Raw genomic sequence first — 22,044 nt, forward strand, 5'->3', positions numbered from 1 at the left:
TTTTTCGACCGGAGACATTCCATGTCCAGCCCTACAATTCACGGCATCATCGGCTACACCATCACCCCGTTCAGCGCCGACGGCAGCACCCTTGACCTCGACGCCCTGGGCCACTCCATCGACCGTTTGATCGACAGCGGCGTGCATGCCATCGCGCCGCTGGGCAGCACCGGTGAAGGCGCCTACCTGAGCGATGCCGAGTGGGATGAAGTCAGCGCCTACAGCATTCAAAAAGTCGCCAGGCGCGTGCCGACCATCGTCAGCGTGTCCGACCTGACCACCGCCAAGGCCGTGCGCCGCGCACGTTTTGCCGAAGCCGAAGGTGCCGATGTGGTGATGGTGCTGCCAACGTCGTACTGGAAGCTCAGTGAAGCGCAGATCCTGGCGCACTACGCGGCCGTCGGCGACAGCGTTGGTGTGCCGATCATGCTCTACAACAACCCGGCCACCAGCGGCACGGATATGTCGGTGGAGTTGATCCTGCGCATCGTCAACAGCGTTGATAACGTGACAATGGTCAAGGAGAGCACCGGCGACATCCAGCGCATGCACCAGTTGTACCGCCAGGGTGAAGGCCAGGTGCCGTTCTACAACGGCTGCAATCCACTGGCCCTGGAAGCGTTCGCCGCCGGGGCCAAGGGTTGGTGCACCGCTGCGCCGAACCTGATCCCGCAGCTCAACCTGGATCTGTACCAGGCGGTGCAGGCCAACGACCTGAACCGGGCACGCGAACTGTTCTATCGGCAGTTGCCGGTACTGGACTTCATCCTCAAGGGTGGCTTGCCGGCGACGATCAAGGCCGGTTTGCGCATGACCGGGCTGGAGGTGGGTGATCCGCGGTTGCCGGTGTTCCCACTGGACATGGCGGGTCAGGCGCAGTTGCAGAAGCTGCTGGCCGCGTTGCGCTAAAACACCCCCTGTAGGAGCGGGCTTGCCCGCGATAGCGGTGGATCAGACATACCGCCATCGCGGGCAAGCCCGCTCCCACAGGGGAATGCATGCATCGCTAAATTTACGGAGACAAATAGCAATAATTCTCGATATCATTCGCGACTTTTCTGCAGCGTGCTGCGTCAAGAAGGATATCCATGTCTCGTTTCAAGCCCGACCCGTTGTCGGCCGACGCCTTTCGCGGGTTTTATGCAGATATCCTGCATTACCTGCGCAAACGCACGGACAACGCCAGCGACGCGGCGGACATGACCCAGGATGTCTTTACCCAATGGCTGGACTACCGCGACCGGAGCAAGGTCGAGCAGCCACGGGCCTTTTTGTTTCAGATGGCGCGCAACCTGCTGCGCGACCACTGGCGCAAACAGAAGGTGCGGCACAGCGTCCATCATGAACAGGGCGAATGGGATGCCGAGCCTGTCACCGACGAGCAAAACGATCCTATGGCCGCCGCCCTGCGCCTCCAACGCCTGGAACAGTTGAAAGAAGTCCTCGCCGAACTCTCGCCCCGCAGGCGAGAAGCCCTTATGCTGCACCGCTTCGAAGGCCTGAGCCAGGCGCAGATTGCCGAGCGCATGGGCGTTTCGATCAGCATGGTGGAAAAGCACATTGCCTTTGCCCTGCTGCACTGCAAGCAGCGACTTCAAAAAGACCCGGGCAAGGAGCAGCCAGAATGACCCGCTTGAGCAACCGCGACGGCCACGAAATTGATGAGCACGACACCATCGATGCCCAGGCTGCCAGTTGGTTTGCGCGCAATCGCAACGCAAGCAGCACGCAGGAGCGCAAGGCCTTCGCCACCTGGCATGCCGTGCCGGCCCATGCGCGCGCCTACGCCGAATTCGAACAGCTGTGGACCGACCTTGGCGAACTGCAGCAACTGAATAAACCCGTGCCCTTGCCCACGCGCCAGCCCGCGCCCTGGCGCCCCGCCCTGGCAGTGGCGGCCGCGCTGGTCTGCGCCTTGCTCGCCAGTAACCTGGGCGCCCCGCGCGGGCTCTACCACACCGAGGTCGCGGCACAGGACAGAGGCATGCGCACCCTGGACCTGCCGGACGGCAGCACCTTGTACGTCAACGCCAGCACGCAGTTGCGCGTGGACTTCGATGCCCATCGCCGCGTGATCCATCTGGACCAGGGCCAGTTGTACGTGGAGGTGGCGCCCGACAAGGAGCGGCCATTGTTCGTGCGCGCTGGCGAGGCCGATGTGCGGGTGGTGGGCACCGCGTTTGATGTGCGCCGCAGCCAGCAGCAGTTGGTGGTCAGCGTGGCCCACGGGATGGTTGCCTTCGCCCCCGACCAAAAAGCCAGCGCCGTCATGCTCGGCGCCCAGCAGCGGGCAACCTACAACTACGCCAAGGGCTCCGTGCAGCAACAACGCCTGGCCGTTGGCGAAGTCGCCGACTGGCGCAGCGGGCACCTGTCCTTTCGCAACCGTGAACTGGCCAGCCTGCTGGATGAGCTGAGCCTGTACCGGCCCAAGGCCGTGGTGTTGGCCGATGGCCCGGTGGCGCAACTGAAGGTTTCCGGCAACCTCGATGTGAATGACCCGGACGCGCTGCTCAACGCCCTGCCTGCCTTGTTGCCGGTGAAAACCGTGCCCCTGGCCGACGGCAGGATCCGCATCGAAGCACGCAAATAGCACCACTTGAGAATATTTTGCATTCGCATGTGAGGATTTTTTTTCCTGCCGCGTCTTCCTCCGGTCTGCGTTTGATACGCATGCCTTTTTTGGCTATTTAGCCGCCTTGGGGGATTTCATGTTTCGCGCGCCTTGCCTTGCCCAGCACCTGTTTGTTCGACCGACACTCATCGCCGCCTGCCTGACCGTCAGCCTCACGGCCCAGGCCGAGTCGTTCACCCTGCAACTGCCGGCCCAACCCTTGGCCACGTCCCTGAGCCAGGTTGCGCAACAGGCAAAAATCCAGCTGCTGTTCGATGAAGACCTGCTCAAGAATATCCAGGCGCCCGCGCTCAACGGTGATTTCACCCCCGAAGTGGCGATCCGTACCCTGCTCAAGACCGGCGAGTTCACTCTGATCAAAGTAGGCAGCACCTATGTCGTGCGCCCCGAGGAAAGCCGCACCACCAACAGCGCCAGCGTGCAGTTGGACGCCTTGAGCGTGATCGGTACCGGTAACCAGGTCGACGCCAGCACCGTCGGCCGCTCCACCCTGTCCCAGGCCGATATCGACCGCCTGCAGCCCAACAACATCGCCAGCCTGGTGCAGACGCTGCCGGGGGTGACCATGGGCGGCTCGATGAAACCGGGCGGGCAGATCATCAATATTCGCGGGATGGGCGAGGCCGAAGACGTACCGATGACGGTCGATGGCGCGACCAAAAGCGGTTTCGAGCGCTATCAGCAGGGCACCGTGTTTATCGAGCCCGAGATGATCAAGAGTGTCGAGGTGGAAAAAGGCCCGCACTCGGCCTTCACCGGTAACGGCGGGTTCGGCGGTACGGTCAACATGGTCACCAAGGATGCGCCGGACCTGCTCAAGGACGGGCGCAACAGCGGTGCGATGCTCAAGTACGGCTATGCCAGCAACGACCACGAACAGGTCTACAGCGGCGCCGTGTATGGCCGCACCGATGACGGGCGCATCGACGCCCTGGCCTACCTGACCAAGCGTGACGGCGGCGACATGAAGCTGGCCGCAGCGCGCGACTATGACAGCAAGGAATACCCGATCAACCCGCAGCGCCTGCCCAACAGCGCCCAGGATGTGGACGGTCAACTGTTCAAACTGAACATGTACCTGACCGATGAGCACAGCCTCGGTTTCTCCTACTCCCGGGCCAACAGCGAACGCTGGACACCTTTCTCGGCCAGAAGCTACCCATCGCCACCGCGCAAGACCGATATCGACCGCTATGGCTACGACGCGGCCGTAAGACGGTTCCTGGCCAACCGCCACACCGTCGATACCACGTGGTCAGGCAAGTACGAATACCAGCCCCTGGATAACCCGCTGATCGACATGAAGCTCAGCTATTCGGAGTCCAATACCGACCAGACCGACGAACGCGACGCCACGGCCGTCGTCGGTCTGTCCACCGGCGGGCGCAAGATGGACACCGCCTACACCGACAAGATCCTGGAGCTGCGCAACATCAGCCGCTTCAACAGCGGCCCGCTGGACCATGCCTTGACTACCGGCGTACAGATCCGCAAGCACATCCGCGATACAGAAAGCTGGATGCCCGGCGCAACCTACAACACGCCCAAATACAACTACGGGCATTTCCAGCCGGCCTTCATGCCCCACGGCAAAGTCGACACCAACGCGTTCTACATCCAGGACGCGGTGACCCTGGGCGACGTGACCATCACCCCGTCCCTGCGTTATGACCACGTGCTCAACCGGGGCAAGGCCAACGATGCGCCGTACTACAGCAACCCCGACCCGGCCTACGGCCACGACTACAGCGACCGCACCTATGCCGGCTGGTCGCCGCGCCTGGCAGCGTTCTGGAAAGTCACCCCGGACGTGGTGATGTTCGCCAATTGGAGCCGCACCTGGCGCGCCCCGGTGATCGACGAGCAATACGAAGTCCAGGGCCTGGGCAGCCGCACCTCCACCAGCCGCAATCTGGACCCGGAACGCATCACTGCCATCACCGTGGGTAACGTCACCAGCTTTGCCAACGTGATGGCCAGCGGCGACAGCCTGCAACTGCGTACGACGTTGTTCCACAACAAGATCGAAGACGAGATCTTCAAGGCCACCGGGATTGGCTGCAAGGAACAAAACTCCCAAGTCGGCTCCATCGCCGATGTCTGCACCGACATGGCGTCAAAGGCCAACTACCGCAACATCGGCAGCATGACCATCAAGGGCTTCGAGCTCGAAGGCTACTACGACTCGACCTATCTGTTCGGCTCCCTGAGCTACTCGTGGGCCACCGGCAAACGCGAAAACCCCTACACCAACCCGTGGGCCAGCGACATCCACGTCTGGGCCCGGGACATTCCACCGGCCAAGTGGGTCGCTGTGCTTGGCACCAAGATTCCCGCCTGGGACGCACAAGTGGGCTGGCAAGGCCAGTTCGTGCGCAAGACCGATCGCCTGCCCAGCGACAAATATTCGAGCGGCCTGAACAGTGGCTTTGGCGACCTGTTTTACGACCAGTACGCCAACGACAGCTACGACACCCAGGGCCTGTTCGCCAAATGGACGCCGCAACAGGCGTACCTCAAGGGCACTGAAGTCAACTTCACCGTCGACAACCTGTTCAACCGCAGCTACATGCCAGCCTTGAGCGGCGACAGCGCCACCAGCGTCGGGCGCAACGCCAAGATCAGCGTGACCCGCTTCTTCTAACCGCCCAACTGTACGGTTCAATCTGCACCCAGCTGTAAGCCCGCGTCCTGCGGGCTTTGTGGCTAGATGGGCAGCACCTGCCTGCCCATTCAATCCGGTTGCTCCCATGAATTCGCGCGAAAACACCGGCATGGCCCTCGGCCTGCTCGGCGTCATCATCTTCAGCCTGACCCTGCCCTTCACCCGCATCGTGGTGCAGGAAATCCATCCATTGCTCAATGGCCTGGGCCGCGCCTTGTTCGCGGCGGTGCCGGCGGCCCTGCTGTTGCTCTGGCACCGCGAAGCCTGGCCGACCTGGCGCCAGGTGCGCGGCCTGGCGCTGGTGATTGCCGGGGTGATCCTCGGCTTCCCGGTGTTGTCGGCCTGGGCCATGCAAACCCTGCCCGCCTCCCATGGCGCCCTGGTCAACGGCCTGCAACCGCTGTGCGTGGCGCTGTATGCGGCGTGGCTGTCCCATGAGCGTCCGTCAAAAGCTTTCTGGGCCTGCGCGGCACTGGGCAGCGCGTTGGTGCTCGGCTATGCGTTGATCACGGGTGCCGGCAGCATCCAGGCTGGCGACCTGCTGATGCTCGGGGCGATTGCCGTGGGCGGCCTGGGGTATGCCGAAGGCGGCCGACTGGCCAAGGAGATGGGCGGCTGGCAGGTGATCTGCTGGGCGCTGGTGCTGTCGACGCCGCTATTGATCGGGCCGGTGACGTACCTGGCGCTGCAACATGAAGGCGCAATCTCGGCGCGCACCTGGTGGGCGTTTGGCTACGTCTCGCTGTTCTCGCAGTTCCTGGGGTTCTTTGCCTGGTATGCCGGGCTGGCCATGGGGGGGATCGCGCGGGTCAGCCAGATCCAGCTGTTGCAGATCTTTTTCACCATCGCCTTTTCCGCGCTGTTTTTTGGCGAGCACATCGAGCCGATTACTTGGCTGTTCGCCTGCGGGGTGATCGTCACGGTGATGTTGGGGCGCAAGACGGCTGTGCAGCCTGCACCGGTCTCCAAGGCGAGCACGATCTGATGTGGGAGCTGGCTTGCCTGCGATGCAGGCACCTCGGTGTATCAGGTAAAGCGAGGTGATGCTATCGCAGGCAAGCCAGCTCCCACATTTTGATTTGCGTCATTCTCAGGCCAGGTAACCATCCGCCCGCAGCAGGGTTTCCAGGCAGTGTTCGGTGATGTTGTAGAACGCCTTGAGCTCCTGGATTTTCTCCAGGAGTTGAGCGTTGTCCACCTGCTCGGCACGCTTCACGGCCAGGATCATCTTGTTCTTGTTGGTGTGTTCCAACGAGATGAACTCAAACACCTTGGTCTCATAGCCGCACGCCTCAAGGAACAACGCACGCAAGCTGTCGGTGACCATCTCGGCCTGCTGGCCCAGGTGCAGGCCGTATTGCAGCATCGGCTTGAGCAGTGCCGGGCTCTGGATCTGCAAGCGGATCTGTTTGTGGCAGCACGGCGAGCACATGATGATCGACGCCCCGGAGCGGATGCCGGTGTGGATTGCGTAGTCGGTGGCGATGTCGCAGGCATGCAGGGCGATCATCACGTCCAGCTCGCTGGGCGCCACGCTGCGCACGTCACCGCACTTGAACACCAGCCCCGGGTGCTCCAGGCGGGCGGCGGCGTTGTTGCACAGGGTCACCATGTCTTCGCGCAGCTCCACGCCCGTCACCTGGCCCTCGGCCTTGAGGGTGTTGCGTAGGTAGTCGTGGATGGCGAACGTCAGGTAACCCTTGCCCGAGCCAAAATCCGCGACGCGTACCGGCCGGTCCAGTTGCAAGGGGGATGAGGTCAGCGCGTGGCTGAACACTTCGATGAACTTGTTGATCTGTTTCCACTTGCGCGACATCGCCGGGATCAGCTCGTGCTTGGCGTTGGTCACGCCCAGGTCGGCGAGAAATGGCCGGCCAAGGTCGAGGAAGCGGTTTTTCTCACGGTTGTGCTCGGCCGATGGCGCTTCACGCAACTGCTGGGGTTTGCTTTTGAACAGCGAGCTTTTGTTCTTCTTGCTGTATTCCAGCTGCGCTTCGTCGGTCAACGACAACAGGTGGGCGTTCTTGAACGAGGCCGGCAACAGCGCGGCAATCGTCGCGACGCCGTCTGCCAGGGCGAAGTTCTTGGTGATATCGCGGGTCTTGTAGCGGTAGACAAAGGACAGGCACGCCTGCTCCTTGACCGTCACTGCCTTGATGATCAGGCGTTGCAGCTCAACCTCATCGCCCACGTACTTGGCCAGCACCAGCTTGATAAAGGCATTCTGCTCGAGGCTTGCGCGCAGCAACTCGATGAACTGGGCATGATGATCCGGCGCGGGGCTGGCAGGTTTAGCGGTGACAGACATGAACAAAAACGCCTCGGGCAGGGAATGCCGGGCATTTTAGGGGGGATGGCGCGCCAGGGCACGGAGTTATTTGCCCAACGGTCAGTGCGATTGAAAATGCCGCTTGTGTGGGAGCTGGCTTGCCTGCGATAGCATCAACCCGGTGTGACTGATAGACCGAGGTGCCCGCATCGCAGGCAAGCCAGCTCCCACACAAGCCAGCTCCTACAGGTTATTTCAGGACGACCAGGCGGTTGGGCAGTTCATTGCGCGTGTGGGTCTGGGGCACATGCACCTTGAGCAGTTCGCCGCAGGCCTCAATGCATGTGATAAACCCCGCCAATGTCTGCCCCTGTTTCACCTGCTGGGTAAACGTCTTGACGATAGCGTCCCAACTGCTGTCATCCAGCCGCTTGGAAATCCCGTCGTCCACCAGGATCTCCACATAGCGCTCGGCCTCACTGACAAAAATCAACACCCCGGTGCTGCCCAGGGTGTGGTGCAGGTTCTGCTCCAGGAACTGCCGGCGCGCCAGGTTCGATGCGCGCCAATGCCGCACCGAGCGCGGGATCAGGCGAGTGGTGATGGCCGGCAGGCGGAACACCAGGCACAGCACAATGAACGTCGCCCATTGCGCCAGCAGCAAGGTGTGCATGGTCAACCAGCCCGACAGGTAATGCACGATCCCCGGCACCACCAACGCCACCACACTGGCCCACAGCAGCGGGATGTAGGCGTAGTCGTCGGCGCGGGCGGCGAGTACGGTCACCAGTTCGGCGTCGGTCTGTTGCTCGACCCTGGCGATCGCTTCGGCGACCTGGCGCTGCTCGTGTTCTGTCAGTAAAGCCATGGTTGTAGATGCTCTTTAGTTATTGTCATTACCAGCCACCCGAAGCCCCGCCGCCGCCAAAACCGCCACCGCCGCCCCTGAAGCCACCGCCCCCGCCGCCACCGCCGCCACGCCCGCTGCTGCTGAGAATCGCCAGCAGGATGGCGCCCACTGGCAGGCCCATGCGGTTGCACAGCCACAACACCACCAGCAACAAGATGAACAGGCCGATGGAAAACACCGGGTTGTCCTTGGCAAAGTTGGGATCCGCCACATGGGCCGGCACCGCCAACGGCTCGCCGCCGACCACCTGGATCATGGCCGCCACGCCGTCGCTGATGCCCTGGGTAAAATTGCCCGCCTTGAACTTGGGCGCAATCACCTGGTTGATGATCACCCACGACTGCGCATCGGTGAGCACGCCCTCCAGGCCGTAGCCCACTTCGATGCGCAACTGGCGCTCGTCCCGGGCCACGATCAACAGCGCGCCGTTATCCTTGCCCTTCTGGCCGATGCCCCAGTGCCGGCCCAGTTGATAACCGAAGTCTTCAATGGGCAGGCCTTGCAGGTCGGGCACCGTGACGACCACGATCTGGTCGCCGCTGGTTTGCTCCAGCGCCTGCAATTGCTGGCTCAGTTGCGCACGCACCGGCGGGTCGATCATCTGCGCGTTGTCGACCACCCGCCCAGTCAGCGCCGGGAAGTCCGGCGCCGCCTGGGCAGTCAGGCTAAAGGCCAGCAGCAGCGCCGCCAGCCACCCAGCACGCCAGGTCATCAGAATTTCACTTGCGGCGCTTTATCGGCATCGGCACTGGTGGCCTCGAAGTTGGCGCGCACCGGCAGATCGCTGTACATCACGCTGTGCCACAGGCGGCCTGGGAAGGTACGGATCTCGGTGTTGAAGGCCTGCACGGCGGCGATAAAGTCGCGACGGGCCACGCTGATGCGGTTTTCGGTGCCTTCAAGCTGCGATTGCAGGGCCAGGAAGTTCTGGTTGGCCTTGAGGTCCGGATAGCGCTCGGACACCACCATCAGGCGGCTGAGGGCACCGCTCAGGCCTTCCTGGGCCTGCTGGAACTGCTTGAGTTTTTCCGGGTTGTCGAGGGTGCTGGCATCAACCTGGATCGAGGTCGCCTTGGCCCGCGCTTCGATCACCGCGGTGAGGGTGTCCTGTTCATGGGCTGCATAGCCCTTGACCACTTCCACCAGGTTGGGGATCAGGTCGGCACGCCGTTGATACTGGTTCTGCACCTGGGCCCAGGCCGCCTTGACCTGTTCGTCCAGGGTCGGGATTTTGTTGATGCCGCAACCGCTCAGCACGCTGCTGATCAGTAGCAGGGCCGCGGCTTTCCAGCCCCATCGAATAGTCTGTGCTGCTTGCATGGTGTGTCTCCTGACCAACCTTATGGAATTTGACGACTGACCCTATACATCACGCGCTTGGGGCATAATCCGCCACTACTGGATTACAGCGAGCCAATCAGCTAAAAGATGCCCTTCTTTATGGATAGTTCATAAAGAGCTGAGAAGTGTGCGGTATTTATCCACACAACACCCGAACAACAATAGTCGCTCCCCACATTTTGGCCGAGCCGTGTTTTTTACCTGAACACTGCGCAGTTCGCCGAAAAAGGATATTCATGAAAAAGCTGTGTTTGCTGGGCCTTGTTGCCACTCTGGCCAGTCACTCCGTCGTTGCCGAGACCAAGCCCGCTGCGCTTAAGGACAAGGACGCGTTCGTCAGCGACCTGCTCGGGCAGATGACCCTGGATGAAAAGATCGGCCAGTTGCGCCTGATCAGCATCGGCCCGGAAATGCCGCGCGAGATGATCCGCAAGGAAATCGCCGCCGGGCGCATTGGTGGCACGTTCAACTCCATCACCCGCCCGGAAAACCGTCCGATGCAGGACGCGGCGATGCGCAGCCGCTTGAAGATCCCTATGTTCTTCGCCTATGACGTGATCCACGGCCACCGCACTATTTTCCCGATCAGCCTGGCCCTGGCCTCGAGCTGGGACATGGACGCCATCAGCCGCTCCGGGCGCATTGCCGCCAAGGAAGCCGCCGCCGACAGCCTCGACATCACCTTCGCGCCGATGGTCGATATTTCCCGCGACGCGCGCTGGGGTCGGACCTCCGAAGGGTTTGGCGAAGACACCTACCTGGTGTCGCGCATCAGTGAAGTGATGGTCAAGGCCTTCCAGGGCCCGAGCCCGGCCCAGGCCGACAGCATCATGGCCAGCGTCAAGCACTTCGCCCTGTACGGCGCGGTGGAAGGCGGGCGCGACTACAACGTGGTCGACATGAGCCCGGTCAAGATGTACCAGGACTACCTGCCGCCCTACCACGCGGCAATCAAGGCCGGCGCCGGCGGGGTGATGGTGGCGTTGAACTCGATCAACGGCGTGCCTGCTACCGCCAACACCTGGCTGATGAACGACCTGCTGCGCAAGGAGTGGGGCTTCAAGGGCCTGACGGTGAGCGACCACGGTGCGATCTTCGAGCTGATCAAGCACGGCGTGGCCAAGGACGGTCGCGAAGCGGCCAAGCTGGCAATCAAGGCCGGCATCGACATGAGCATGAACGACCAGCTCTACGGCAAGGAACTGCCAGGGCTGCTGAAATCCGGCGAGATCGAGCAAAGCGACATCGACAACGCGGTGCGTGAAGTGCTCGGTGCCAAGTACGACATGGGCCTGTTTGCCGACCCATACCTGCGTATCGGCAAGGCCGAGGATGATCCGGCCGACACCTATGCCGAAAGCCGCCTGCACCGCAGCGAAGCCCGCGACATCGCGCGGCGCAGCCTGGTGTTGCTGAAAAACCACAACGACACCCTGCCGCTGAAGAAATCCGCGACCATCGCCCTGGTCGGCCCGCTGGCCAAGGCCCCCATCGACATGATGGGCAGTTGGGCCGCCGCCGGTAAGCCCGCGCAATCGGTGACCCTGCTGGACGGCATGAACGCGGTGATCGGCGAAAAGGGCCAGGTGATCTACGCCCGTGGCGCCAACATCACCAGTGACAAGGCGGTGGTCGACTACCTGAACTTCCTCAACTTCGATGCCCCGGAAGTGGTGGATGACCCGCGCTCGGCCCAGGTGCTGATCGACGAAGCGGTCAAGGCCGCGAAAAGCGCCGATGTGGTGGTGGCCGCCGTGGGCGAGTCCCGTGGCATGTCCCACGAATCCTCGAGCCGTACCGACCTGAACATCCCGCAAAGCCAGCGCGACCTGATCAAGGCCCTGAAAGCCACGGGCAAGCCGCTGGTGCTGGTGTTGATGAACGGCCGGCCACTGTCGATCCTCGAAGAGCACCAGCAAGCCGACGCGATCCTGGAAACCTGGTTCGCCGGCACCGAAGGCGGCAACGCGATTGCCGATGTGCTGTTCGGTGACTACAACCCGTCGGGCAAGCTGCCGATCACCTTCCCACGCTCCGTGGGGCAGATTCCGACCTACTACAACCACCTGACCATTGGCCGGCCGTTCACCCCGGGCAAACCGGGCAACTACACCTCGCAGTACTTCGACGACACCACAGGTCCCCTGTATCCGTTCGGTTATGGCCTGAGCTACACCCGTTTCAGCCTGTCGGACATGGCGCTGTCGTCCACCACCTTGAACAAGACCGGCAAGCTCGACGCCAGCGTCACCCTGAAAAACACCGGCAAGCTCGACGGCGAGACCGTGGTGCAGCTGTACATCCAGGACGTGGCCGGCTCGATGATCCGCCCGATCAAGGAACTGAAGAACTTCCAGAAGATCCTGCTCAAGGCCGGTGAATCGAAGGTGGTGCACTTCAGCATTACCGAGGATGACTTGAAGTTCTACAACACCCAGCTCAAGTTCGCCGCCGAACCTGGCCAGTTCAATGTGCAGATCGGGCTGGACTCCCAGGATGTGCAGCAGCAGAGCTTTGAACTGCTCTGATTGAAGCTGTAAACACGGTCAATGTAGGAGCTCGCTTGCCTGCGATGCAGGCACCTCGGTCTATCAGTTACACCGAGGTGCTGCCATCGCAGGCAAGCCAGCTCCTACAGTTGATTGCGGTGTGTTCCCTACCCTCTTCGATCCAGCAGATTGACCACCAACCGGTCGATCCACCCCCACACCCGCTGCTTGACCCGCCGCCATAACGGTCGGGCCTTCCACGCCTCCAGGCTGACCGCCTGGCTCTGGGCGAAATCACGCTCGAAACTGCCCGCCACCGCCAGCGTCAACTCAGGGTCCAGCGCTTCCAGGTTGGCCTCCAGGTTGAAGCGCAGGTTCCAGTGATCGAAATTGCACGAGCCGACGCTCACCCAATCGTCCACCAGCACCATCTTCAGGTGCAGGAAACACGGCTGGTATTCAAAGATCTTCACCCCCGACTTGAGCAGGCGTGGGTAGTAGCGGTGGCCGGCGTAGCGCACCGAAGGATGGTCGGTGCGCGGCCCGGTGAGCAGCAGGCGCACGTCCACACCGCGCCCGGCCGCCCGGCGCAGGGCCCGGCGTACGCCCCAGGTGGGCAGGAAGTACGGCGTGGCTAGCCAGATACGGCGCTGGCCGCTGTTCAAGGCGCGGATCAGCGATTGCAAAATGTCCCGGTGTTGGCCGGCGTCGGCATACGCCACCCGCCCCAGGCCGGGGCCGGTCGCCGGCACTTTGGGCAGGCGCGGCAAGCCAAAATGCGTCGCCGGCTTCCAGGCACGACGGTGGTCGTTGACCCGCCATTGGCGGTCGAACAGGGCTTGCCAGTCCTGCACCAGCGGACCGCTGATTTGCACCATGACCTCGTGCCACTCACAGGTGTCCTGCCCAGGGGTCCAGAACTCATCGGTGACCCCAGTGCCGCCCACCACGGCGATGCTCTGGTCGACCAACAACAGCTTGCGGTGGTCACGGTAGAGGTTGCGCATCCAGCGGCGCCAGCGCAGGCGATTGTAAAAGCGCAACTGCACCCCGGCCTCGAGCAAGCGGCGCCGCAGGCTGAGGGTAAATGCCAGGCTGCCGTAGTCATCGAACAGGCAACGCACCTGCACCCCGCGCTCGGCCGCCTGCACCAGGGCCTTGACCATCTCTTCGGCGCAGGCGCCCGCCTCCACCAGATATAGCTCAAGCTCTACCTGGCGCTCGGCACGGGCGATCGCCACGAGCATCTGCGGGAAAAAATTCGGGCCGTCGATCAGCAATTCGAAGCGGTTGGCGCTGCGCCAGGGGAACACCGCGCCGCTCATGTCAGCGCGCCGTGAAAATCAGCACCGCACCCACCGGCACCGACAGGCTGATCGCGTCCAGGCCAGCGGCCTTGCGCAGAGTCTCGACACCGGTGAGCAAGTCAAAATCCTTGGCGTGCAGCACCAGTGGTTCCAGGGTCACCACCTGGAACCGCCGGTCGTCCAGGCGCGTTGCCAGCAGTTCGGCGTTGTAGGTCTGGGTCTTGCCATGCAGGGTGACCGACAGCGGCAGGCGCAACTCCAGTTGTGCGCCGGTAGCCAGGTCGTTGATCGGCTGCAGATTGATTTGCGCGTTGATCAGCGCATCGGGGTAGGTCTTGATCTGGAACAGGTCGTTGCGCATGCGCTCATCGCGCAGCGGGATGCCGCTGTTGACCGACTCCAGTTCAACCTGCAACTGCGCCGCGCCGTTCTCTTCGACCTTGCCATGCAACACCAAGAAGCGCTGGACTTCGGAGATATCGGTGTTTTTGGTGGTGACGAACGACAGCCGTGAGGATTCGTTATCCAGGTACCACGCAGCCTGCGCGGGCATGGCGGCAGCGGCCAGCAGCAAGAGGGCCAGGGGTTTGAGGATGGATGTGTTGAACATTAAACACTCGCGCGCAGAAAAACCTGCTCGAACATTAACTGGCCGGCCTGCTGCACGCAATGTAACGGTCCCGGCAATTTAACTGTGGGAGCGGGCTTGCTCGCGATAGCGGTGGGTCAGTTAATGGATATTTGACTGACCCACCGCTATCGCGAGCAAGCCCGCTCCCACACAAACCAGCTTGCACCTTAGGCCAGTGCCTGCTGCACGCCTTGCACGGTGGCCTCAAGGCTCGCCAGATGCAAACTCAGCACCCGCTCCACCGGCGCCTGGTGCATCGGCCAGTGCAACGCCATGCTCCCTACCAATCGGCCATTGGCCCGCACCGGCAGCGCCACCGCGCGGATCAGGAACGGCAGGCGCACCGGGTATTCCCAGTACCCTTCGGTACGCTGGCCAAACCCCTGGTGCTGGGATTGCTCGCAGGCGCGGTATTGATCATCGGCCGCCACATGCTCGCGGCTGGCCAGGCGCTGCACTTCTTCTGCGGCAAGTTCAGCCAGGCATGCCTTGCCCATGGCTGAATGAAACAGGCTGGCATGCTGGCCAACGATCTGGCAGTTGTTCGGGTACAGCTTGCGCAACACCGTGGGGATCGCGCTTTCCATGACTTCCAGGCGTTCACCGTCAAAGTTCGACAAGTCCGCCACCAGCCCGGTGCGTTCGCTGAGTTCCAGCAGCCAGGGCGCCGCGCACTCCACCAGGCGCCGCTTGAAGCGTTGCTGGGTATCGCCGAACAAGCGCTGGGCGCTGAGGCGGTAACGCCGGTCGCTCAGGCCGCGATAGATCCAGCCCTGTTCTTGTAGGGTCAGCAGCATGCGCGAGACCGTGGCCTTGGGCAGGCGTGTCAGGTAATGCAGTTCCTCAAGCCCCAGGGCCTGGTGCTCACCGAGCAACTCGATGATGGCCAGTGCCCGCTCCACGGAGCGCACAGTCCCTGTGTCGACGTTGCTGCCCATGGCTGACCTCCCGGTTGCTGATGGTTGAGCGAATTTCACAGCAAGATACAGGCCGTCACCCGCTCAAGCATTCCGGAGGGCGACGCTGCACCCAGTGCGTCAGTTGTTCGTGGGCATACGCCAGTTGCAGCACCGCGCGATCCGCCTGGGCCGGGCCGATGATTTGCAGGCCCATGGGCAAGCCTTGCGGGTTGAAGCCCACCGGCACACTCATACTCGGCAGGCCAGCCAATGTGGGGCCGATCACCACCTCCATCCAGCGGTGATAAGTGTCCATGGCCTGCCCCCCGACGACGCGTGGCCAGGGCTGTTGTGCATCGAAAGGGAACACTTGTGCCGTGGGCAGCAGCAGGAAATCGTAACGTTCGAACAACCTGGCCAGGGCGCGGTACCAGTCACTGCGCGCCAGCGACGCCTGATACACATCCGCCGCCCTCAGGCCCAGGCCGCCCTCGACTTCCCACTGCGCTTCAGGCTTGAGCAACGCACGTTTTTGCGGGTCGGCATACGCCGCCCCCAGCGTGCCCTGCACCAGCCAATGGCGATGAACCAGCCAGGTTTGCCACAGGCGCTCCATGGAGAAATCCGGCTGGCAGCTTTCCACCTCGCAACCCAACGCGCTGAAGTCGCCGAGGGCCGACTCACACAGCGCCAATACGCCGTCGTCCATCGGCAGATAGCCGTTGTAGTCACCCAGCCAACCCAGACGCGCGCCCTTGAAATCACGGGCCAACGGCGCGCCGAATACGCTGGGGTCGTCCTTGAGCGACAGCGGCACCCGCGGGTCATAACCGGCCTGGGTGCCCAACAGCCGCGCCACGTCCGCCACACTGCGCCCCATCGGGCCTTCGGTGGCCAGTTGCTGGACAAACACCTCCGGCGCCGGGCCATGGGGCACGCGGCCCTGGGACGGGCGCAGGCCGAATACGTTGTTGAACGCCGCCGGGTTGCGCAGCGAGCCCATCATGTCGCTGCCATCGGCCACCGGCAGCATGCGCAGTGCCAGGGCCACCGCTGCCCCGCCGCTGCTGCCGCCCGCGACCAGAGTCGGGGCGTAGGCATTGCCGGTAGTGCCGAACACCCGGTTGTAAGTCTGCGAGCCGAGGCCGAACTCCGGCACGTTGCTCTTGCCGATGATAATCGCGCCGCTGGCCCGCACCCGTGCCACGGCGATCGCGTCTTCAGTGGGAATCTGTTCGGCGAACAGTGGCGAACCCAGGGTGGTGCGCAGGCCCTGGGTCGCCGCCAGGTCCTTGATGGCCTGCGGCATGCCGTGCATCCAGCCGCGGGAACGGCCCTGCTTGAGCTCAAGATCACAGGCGCGGGCTTCGGCCAGCACATCGGCTTCGTCGCGCAGCGACACCAAGGCATTGACCAATGGATTGAAGCGCGCGATCTGCGCCAGATAGGCCTGCATCACCTCGTGGCAGGACACCTGCCGGGCATGGATCGCCTGGGACAGCTCCAGCGCATCCAGTTCAACGATGTTCAAGGTTTCACCCCCTTGGCAAACCGCGCCGGCGCTGCAGCCCTTGGCGCCTCATGCATGCAGTAAGTGCCCAGCAGCGTCAGGACGCAAGCGAACAGCACATAAAACGCCGGAGCTACCGGTGTCTCCAACACCTTGCTCAGCCACGTCACAATCAGCGGGGCAAAACCGCCGAACAGCATCACCGCCACGTTGTAGGCCACCGACACGCCGGTGGAGCGCACCTCGATGGGAAACTGCTCGGCCAGGGCCGTCGGCGCCGGGCCGAAGAAGCCGCCGATGGCGATGCACAGCATCACCTGCATCACCAGCAAGCGCTCGATGGACGGCGCCGCCGCGACCCATACATACAGCGGATAAACCATCACGAAAAACGCCAGGGTGAAGGCCATCAGCACCGGCCGCCGGCCCAATCGGTCAGAGAGCAGGCCCGACAAAGGGATGACCACGGTCATCAGCGCCACGGCGAACATCTGCACCATCAACACCTGGTCCAGAGGCAGGCCGAGGTTCTTGTGGGCAAAGGTCGGCATATTCACCAGCACCACGTAGAACGACACCGTCGCACCACAGGCCAGGCCCATGCTCACCAGAATGCTGCGCCGATGCTCACGCAGCACTGTCATCAGGCTCGGCGCCGGGCCGGTGGCCTGTTTGCGTGCTTCGATAAATTCCTCGGGGTCTTCCATGTGCCGGCGAATCCACAAGCCCACCGGGCCGATCAGCAGGCCGAACACAAACGGCAGGCGCCAGCCCCACAGGTCGAGGGTCTCTGGGGAGAAAAAATGGGTGACCAACGCCACCATCGCCGCGCCACCAAACACTGCCAAACACTGCCCGACCAATTGCCAGGAGCCGTACAGGCCCTTGCGATGAGCCGGTGCGCTTTCCACCAGGAACGCCGTGGCGCTGGCATATTCGCCGCCGGTGGCAAAACCCTGGAGCATCCGCGCCACCACGATCAACAGCGGCGCGCCCATGCCGATGGCAGCGTAGTTGGGCGCAAACACGATCAGTGCGATAGACACGGTCATCAAGCGGATAATCAACTGCATGGCGGCCTTGCGGCCTTTGCGGTCGGCATACATACCGAGCAGGATGCCGCCCACCGGGCGCATGAAAAAGCCCACGCCGAAGGTGGCCAGGGCCATCAGTAGCGACGCGTATTCATCATCCGAGGGGAAAAACTGCCGGGCGATGATGCTGGCCAGAAAGCCGTAGACGATGAAGTCGTACCACTCCAGCGCGTTGCCGACCACCGCCGCTACCACTTGCCGGGTGCGGGACACGCCTTTTATTGAAGTCTGCATGAGAACACTCCATTCAACCTGTTGAGGAAAGGTCCAGCGGCAGGAAAAAGGCAGGTGGTCAGGCCGGCTTGAGCCAGCTCTCGGCCAGGGCGCCCCAGTAGGCGGCACCGGTCAGCAGGATCTCGTCGTTGAAGTCATAGGCGGGGTTGTGGACCATCGGCCGCGACACGCCGTTGCCGATAAACAGGTAGCTGCCGGGGCAGCGTTGGAGCATCCAGGCGAAGTCTTCGCTGCCCATCAGCTTGGGCGTGTTGGCGTCAACCGCCGCTTCACCGAGCAAGGCAACGCCGACCTGGCGGGCGAACTCGGTTTCATCGGCATGGTTGACCAGCACCGGATAGGCCGGGCGGTGTTCGATCTGCGCGGTGCAGCCAAAGCTGGCGGCCTGGGTCTGGATGATCGCCTTGACCCGCTCCAGCATCTGCTCGCGCACCGGCGCATTGAGGGCGCGCAGGCTCAGGCGCAGGATCGCCTGCTGGGGAATCACGTTGGCGGCCTGCCCTGCTTGCAGGGCGCCGACCGTGACTACCGCCGCTTCCTGGGCATTGATGTTGCGCGCGACCACCGTCTGCAAGGCCATCACCGTACTGGCGGCGGCCACCAGCGGGTCCACGCTCAGGTGCGGCATGGAGCCGTGGCCGCCGACGCCTTCGAGGGTCACGGTGAGCAGGTCCTGGGAAGCCATCATCGGCCCGGTCCGCAGGCCCAGGTGGCCGGCGGGTAAGCCGGGCATGTTGTGCATGCCGAACAGGGCGTCACAGGGAAAGCGCTCCAGCAAGCCATCGGCGAGCATCGCTTCAGCGCCGCCCTGGCCTTCTTCGGCCGGCTGGAAAATCAGGTTGAGGGTGCCGTCGAACCGGCGCGTCGCCGCCAGGTAACGCGCGGCGCCCAGCAGCATGGCGGTGTGACCGTCGTGACCGCAGGCATGCATGCAGCCGGCGTGCTGGCTGCTGTAGGCGACGCCGGTGTTTTCGATAATCGGCAAGGCGTCCATGTCGGCACGGATCCCCAGGGTGCGCGGGCTGCTGCCATTGCGCAGCACGCCGACCACGCCGGTGTGGCCGATGCCGGTATGTACTTCAAAACCCCAGTTTTTTAGGGATTGGGCGACCAGGGCCGAGGTGCGGTTTTCTTCGAACCCAAGTTCAGGGTGGGCGTGGATGTCCTGGCGTACGGCGTGCAGGTCGCTGGCGACATCGCTCAGCCAATCCAGGATGTGCTGGTGTGGGCGCATGGTGACTCTCCTCGCAGGCGGGTATTCCCGTTCTTTTTTGTGGCACCGCCACAGATAACCGCGATGGGCGGGCGAGGACAATCAAAGGTGGTTCCACCCTGTGGAACCTTGTGGCAATAGGTGAGCACGCTTGCTTGAACTGAAGTACGAAGTGCCCCCAACAGGCTTATCCCTCACTGCGGAATCGCCTATCAGAGTGATAAAGAGTCAGTTTATTCACGTAGCAACATCTACACCATGAGTTCTGGGCACCAAACAACCAGGAGCGATGGGCACGTGGAGGAAAGTTATCCAAATCTCTCAAGCAAAAAACTCTAAAGGCGCAAGAGAAAACAAAAAAACAATATAAAAAACTGTCACTTTTCACAGTATTCAAAATACGCACAAAAAAATAAAACTACCTTCGAGCCACAACATCACAACCCACACCTAGGAAAAATCATCATGAAAAACTTCAGCACAGAAAAATGCCTATTGGCTTGTTTCGTAGTTTTGACTGCAATCACAAACGCCAATGCAGCACTAGACCCGAAATGTTACGACAACATCCAGGTCGCCAAAGGTATCAGCGACACCCCGCTAAAAAACCCCGATGGCAGCGATAAGATGGTAGGTACCAAAAAACCCATCAGCATCGATATTGCGTTTCCAAATCCCTTACCCGCAGGCGGCACCGCCACTTTTGACCTTTCTAAATCAAAAGTACCTAGTGTGGAAATGGAAACCCCTGCCCCAGTGCTTCATCCAGAGTTCACACTAATCTCTTCCACCAAATACACCTACACTTACAAAATCCCCATCCGTGCAAGTGACTATCACGGAAAGTTTACGGTAATAGACACTTACTGCGGCTTTTCAAACTCACAAACCAAGTTGCTCATGCCTGTCAGGTAAATCACCACATCACATATTTGGAAGTGCGGGTTTATGACCGATATTGAGAACCTTCTATCGGACAATCACATCATCGATTTACGATCCTGTCCGCCAATCTGCTTCCCTTGGCTGTTGGTCAGCGCCGAGCCTGCAGTTCTTTACCTTGCGCAGTGGTGAGCTAAACATCACAACAATCGACACCCCTGCCGTTCCCCTATCCACCGCGCCGTATGCGTGCGCCCCAACCCACTCGCCGTCACTTCACTGCGTTGCGGCGTGTCGACCAACGCACTGGTCGGCACGTACTGCTTCACATACCCCAGGCAATAGTCAGCAGGATTGCCCGCCACATACCGACACGAGCAATACTCCTTGGCCGTATACGCCGCGATGATGTCGGGGAACGCTTGCAGGTTGACGCGCTCATGCCAGGCCCACCCCAGCAAGGCGAGCAACAGCAGGAGAAACAGGCTGATAAACGGACGGCGCCGGATCATGGTTGCACCGCCGCGAGCACGCGCTTGAGCAGTTCGTTGTGGCGGTAGCTGCCGTCGCGGTCATCGCCATAGCGCACGATCACCAGCCTTGCCTCGGGCAACACATACAACGCCTGGCCCCAGTGACCCAGGGCCGCGAAGGTATCGTCGGGCGCATCCGGCCAGGGTCGGGCTGCGCCCTGCACTTGACGGTTGAGCCACCAGTGGCCGCCGGGCACCACTTCGTCCTGACCCGCGATGTACTGCGCCAGGGGTTGGCGATTGAAGTCGACCCAGGCCTTGGGTAGCAACTGCCGCTCGCCCCAGCGCCCGTCCCGCGCCATCAACAAGCCAATCCGTGCCAGGTCGCGGGCGGTCATATAGGCATAGGACGAGGCAACAAAGGTTTCATTGGCGTCGCTTTCCCAAGTGGCGCTGCGAATGCCCAGGGGCGTGAACAGCGCGGTCCACGGGTAATCGACATAAGCCTTGTGGCCGAGCATGCCCTTGAGGGCGGCGGACGCCAGATTGCTGTCGCCGCTGGAGTAGCGAAACGCCTGGCCCGCAGCGCTGAAGGTGTGGGTGTCGGCGGCAAACTCTGCCATGTCGGCACGGCCACGGGTGTAGAGCATGGCCACCACCGAGGATTTCAGCGGCGCGTATTCGTAGTCTTCCTGCCAGTCCAGGCCCGAGGTCCAGTTCAGCAGGTGCGCCAGGGTGATGTTCGGGTGCTGTTTCATCGGTGGATAAAAGCGCGCGACCGGGTCGCTGAGCTTGAAGCGGTTTTCGCCGTAGGCAACGCCAAGCACCGTGGCCAGCAGGCTCTTGCTGATGGACCAGGTCAGGTGCGGCGTGCTTGCGCTAGTGGGTGCGGCGTAGCGTTCATAAATGACTTCGCCGTCGCGGATCACCAACAGTGCGTCGGTGCGGATGCCTTCGCGGGTGATGTCATTGCGGGCCGGAAACGCATAGTCCTCCAGCGCCTTGACGGCGGGACCGGCCAACTGTGGGCCCAGGGACCACTCCCGCACCGGCCAGGCCTGGGCATGTGCGGTAGCGGTGAACAGCAGCAAGGCGACGCACAACAGGCCTTTGACCATGGACTAGCACTCGGGGGCATTCAGGCCCGCGAGCCTAATGCAGATAAATGACGGTTTGGCGACAGGCCTGGGAGCCACTATATAGCTCCTGTGGGAGCGGGCTTGCCCGCGATGGCCATAGGTATCTACACAACTCTTTCGTGGTTCTTGGGGTGGTGAACATATCCGTTTTTGCGGTTACGGCGGCTATTGGTTCCGCCCTTACGGCGGCTCACTTTTGTAGAGCGCAAAAGTAAGCAAAACGCTCTTGCCCCACCACTCGGTGCCTCGCCTAGGCTCGGCATGCCCGCAGTCAGGCATTGCTCCGTGGGCCCGCCGCGATCGGCCATCCATGGCCGTGTCGCGGCTACCCCGGCATCCATGCCGGGGTGCCC

General features: G+C 62.2%; 19 protein-coding genes. 7 read left to right on the forward strand and 12 right to left on the reverse strand.

The window, feature by feature from the left end; genetic code table 11:
• The first annotated feature begins 21 nt into the window (after positions 1–21).
• From AC19YY_RS29865 to AC19YY_RS29885, 5 genes are all read left to right on the forward strand, one after another.
• Positions 22–909 (forward strand): dihydrodipicolinate synthase family protein, encoded by an 888-nt coding sequence (locus tag AC19YY_RS29865; RefSeq protein ID WP_169956779.1) that lies wholly within the window; start codon positions 22–24, stop codon positions 907–909.
• A gap of 179 nt (positions 910–1,088) precedes the next feature.
• Entirely contained in the window at positions 1,089–1,628 is a 540-nt protein-coding gene (locus tag AC19YY_RS29870; protein ID WP_169956781.1) for an RNA polymerase sigma factor, read from the forward strand.
• Positions 1,625–2,593, forward strand: coding sequence for a FecR family protein (locus tag AC19YY_RS29875; protein WP_432755169.1), 969 nt, complete (start codon positions 1,625–1,627; stop codon positions 2,591–2,593). Before AC19YY_RS29870 ends, AC19YY_RS29875 begins: the two co-directional genes overlap by 4 nt.
• Before the next feature lie 118 nt (positions 2,594–2,711).
• Positions 2,712–5,279, forward strand: coding sequence for a TonB-dependent receptor (locus AC19YY_RS29880; protein WP_500605232.1), 2,568 nt, complete (start codon positions 2,712–2,714; stop codon positions 5,277–5,279).
• A gap of 106 nt (positions 5,280–5,385) precedes the next feature.
• Positions 5,386–6,285, forward strand: coding sequence for a DMT family transporter (locus AC19YY_RS29885; protein WP_172314798.1), 900 nt, complete (start codon positions 5,386–5,388; stop codon positions 6,283–6,285).
• A gap of 105 nt (positions 6,286–6,390) precedes the next feature.
• Here AC19YY_RS29885 and AC19YY_RS29890 read toward each other — a convergent pair whose 3' ends face one another.
• The 4 genes from AC19YY_RS29890 to AC19YY_RS29905 all read right to left on the reverse strand — a co-directional run bounded on the left by AC19YY_RS29890 (position 6,391) and on the right by AC19YY_RS29905 (position 9,799).
• On the reverse strand, positions 6,391–7,608 hold the full coding sequence (locus AC19YY_RS29890) for a class I SAM-dependent methyltransferase (RefSeq protein WP_170042884.1): 1,218 nt from the start codon (positions 7,606–7,608) through the stop codon (positions 6,391–6,393).
• Between the two features lie 211 nt (positions 7,609–7,819).
• Positions 7,820–8,437, reverse strand: coding sequence for a TPM domain-containing protein (locus AC19YY_RS29895; protein ID WP_169956789.1), 618 nt, complete (start codon positions 8,435–8,437; stop codon positions 7,820–7,822).
• A 28-nt stretch (positions 8,438–8,465) separates the two neighbouring features.
• The gene (locus AC19YY_RS29900; RefSeq protein ID WP_500605233.1) at positions 8,466–9,191 is read right to left on the reverse strand and encodes a TPM domain-containing protein; all 726 of its coding nucleotides are present in this window, start codon (positions 9,189–9,191) and stop codon (positions 8,466–8,468) included.
• The gene (locus AC19YY_RS29905) at positions 9,191–9,799 is read right to left on the reverse strand and encodes a LemA family protein (RefSeq protein ID WP_029297013.1); all 609 of its coding nucleotides are present in this window, start codon (positions 9,797–9,799) and stop codon (positions 9,191–9,193) included. Before AC19YY_RS29905 ends, AC19YY_RS29900 begins: the two co-directional genes overlap by 1 nt.
• 257 nt (positions 9,800–10,056) lie before the next feature.
• On the opposite strand from AC19YY_RS29905, the gene bglX reads away from it, so the two are divergent.
• Positions 10,057–12,348, forward strand: a complete 2,292-nt coding sequence (gene bglX / locus AC19YY_RS29910) for a beta-glucosidase BglX (RefSeq protein ID WP_169956793.1) — start codon at positions 10,057–10,059, stop codon at positions 12,346–12,348.
• Positions 12,349–12,476: 128 nt separating this feature from the next.
• Here the strand turns inward: bglX and AC19YY_RS29915 are convergent, their stop codons facing one another.
• The 6 genes from AC19YY_RS29915 to AC19YY_RS29940 form a co-directional block, all read right to left on the reverse strand.
• A complete protein-coding gene (locus AC19YY_RS29915) occupies positions 12,477–13,634 on the reverse strand; it encodes a phospholipase D-like domain-containing protein (protein WP_169956795.1) in 1,158 nt (385 codons plus the stop codon).
• Between the two features lies 1 nt (position 13,635).
• Positions 13,636–14,226: a YceI family protein gene (locus AC19YY_RS29920; RefSeq protein ID WP_169956797.1), complete on the reverse strand. Its 591-nt coding sequence runs from the start codon at positions 14,224–14,226 to the stop codon at positions 13,636–13,638.
• A 188-nt stretch (positions 14,227–14,414) separates the two neighbouring features.
• Positions 14,415–15,185: an IclR family transcriptional regulator gene (locus AC19YY_RS29925; protein WP_169955539.1), complete on the reverse strand. Its 771-nt coding sequence runs from the start codon at positions 15,183–15,185 to the stop codon at positions 14,415–14,417.
• A gap of 55 nt (positions 15,186–15,240) precedes the next feature.
• The gene (locus AC19YY_RS29930) at positions 15,241–16,677 is read right to left on the reverse strand and encodes an amidase (RefSeq protein WP_500605234.1); all 1,437 of its coding nucleotides are present in this window, start codon (positions 16,675–16,677) and stop codon (positions 15,241–15,243) included.
• Positions 16,674–17,984: a citrate-proton symporter gene (locus AC19YY_RS29935; RefSeq protein ID WP_169955537.1), complete on the reverse strand. Its 1,311-nt coding sequence runs from the start codon at positions 17,982–17,984 to the stop codon at positions 16,674–16,676. Before AC19YY_RS29935 ends, AC19YY_RS29930 begins: the two co-directional genes overlap by 4 nt.
• Positions 17,985–18,042: 58 nt before the next feature.
• Entirely contained in the window at positions 18,043–19,218 is a 1,176-nt protein-coding gene (locus AC19YY_RS29940) for a M20 aminoacylase family protein (protein WP_432755166.1), read from the reverse strand.
• Positions 19,219–19,662: 444 nt separating this feature from the next.
• Between AC19YY_RS29940 and AC19YY_RS29945 the strand changes: the two genes are divergently transcribed.
• The gene (locus AC19YY_RS29945) at positions 19,663–20,112 is read left to right on the forward strand and encodes a hypothetical protein (protein WP_169955535.1); all 450 of its coding nucleotides are present in this window, start codon (positions 19,663–19,665) and stop codon (positions 20,110–20,112) included.
• 167 nt (positions 20,113–20,279) lie between these two features.
• On the opposite strand, the gene AC19YY_RS29950 is transcribed toward AC19YY_RS29945, so the two are convergent.
• Entirely contained in the window at positions 20,280–20,591 is a 312-nt protein-coding gene (locus AC19YY_RS29950) for an amidase (protein WP_500605235.1), read from the reverse strand.
• Entirely contained in the window at positions 20,588–21,670 is a 1,083-nt protein-coding gene (locus AC19YY_RS29955; RefSeq protein ID WP_500605236.1) for a serine hydrolase domain-containing protein, read from the reverse strand. The genes AC19YY_RS29950 and AC19YY_RS29955 overlap by 4 nt, the downstream gene beginning before the upstream one ends.
• Positions 21,671–22,044 lie beyond the last annotated feature (374 nt).

The organism is Pseudomonas sp. MF09156, from assembly GCF_059862305.1.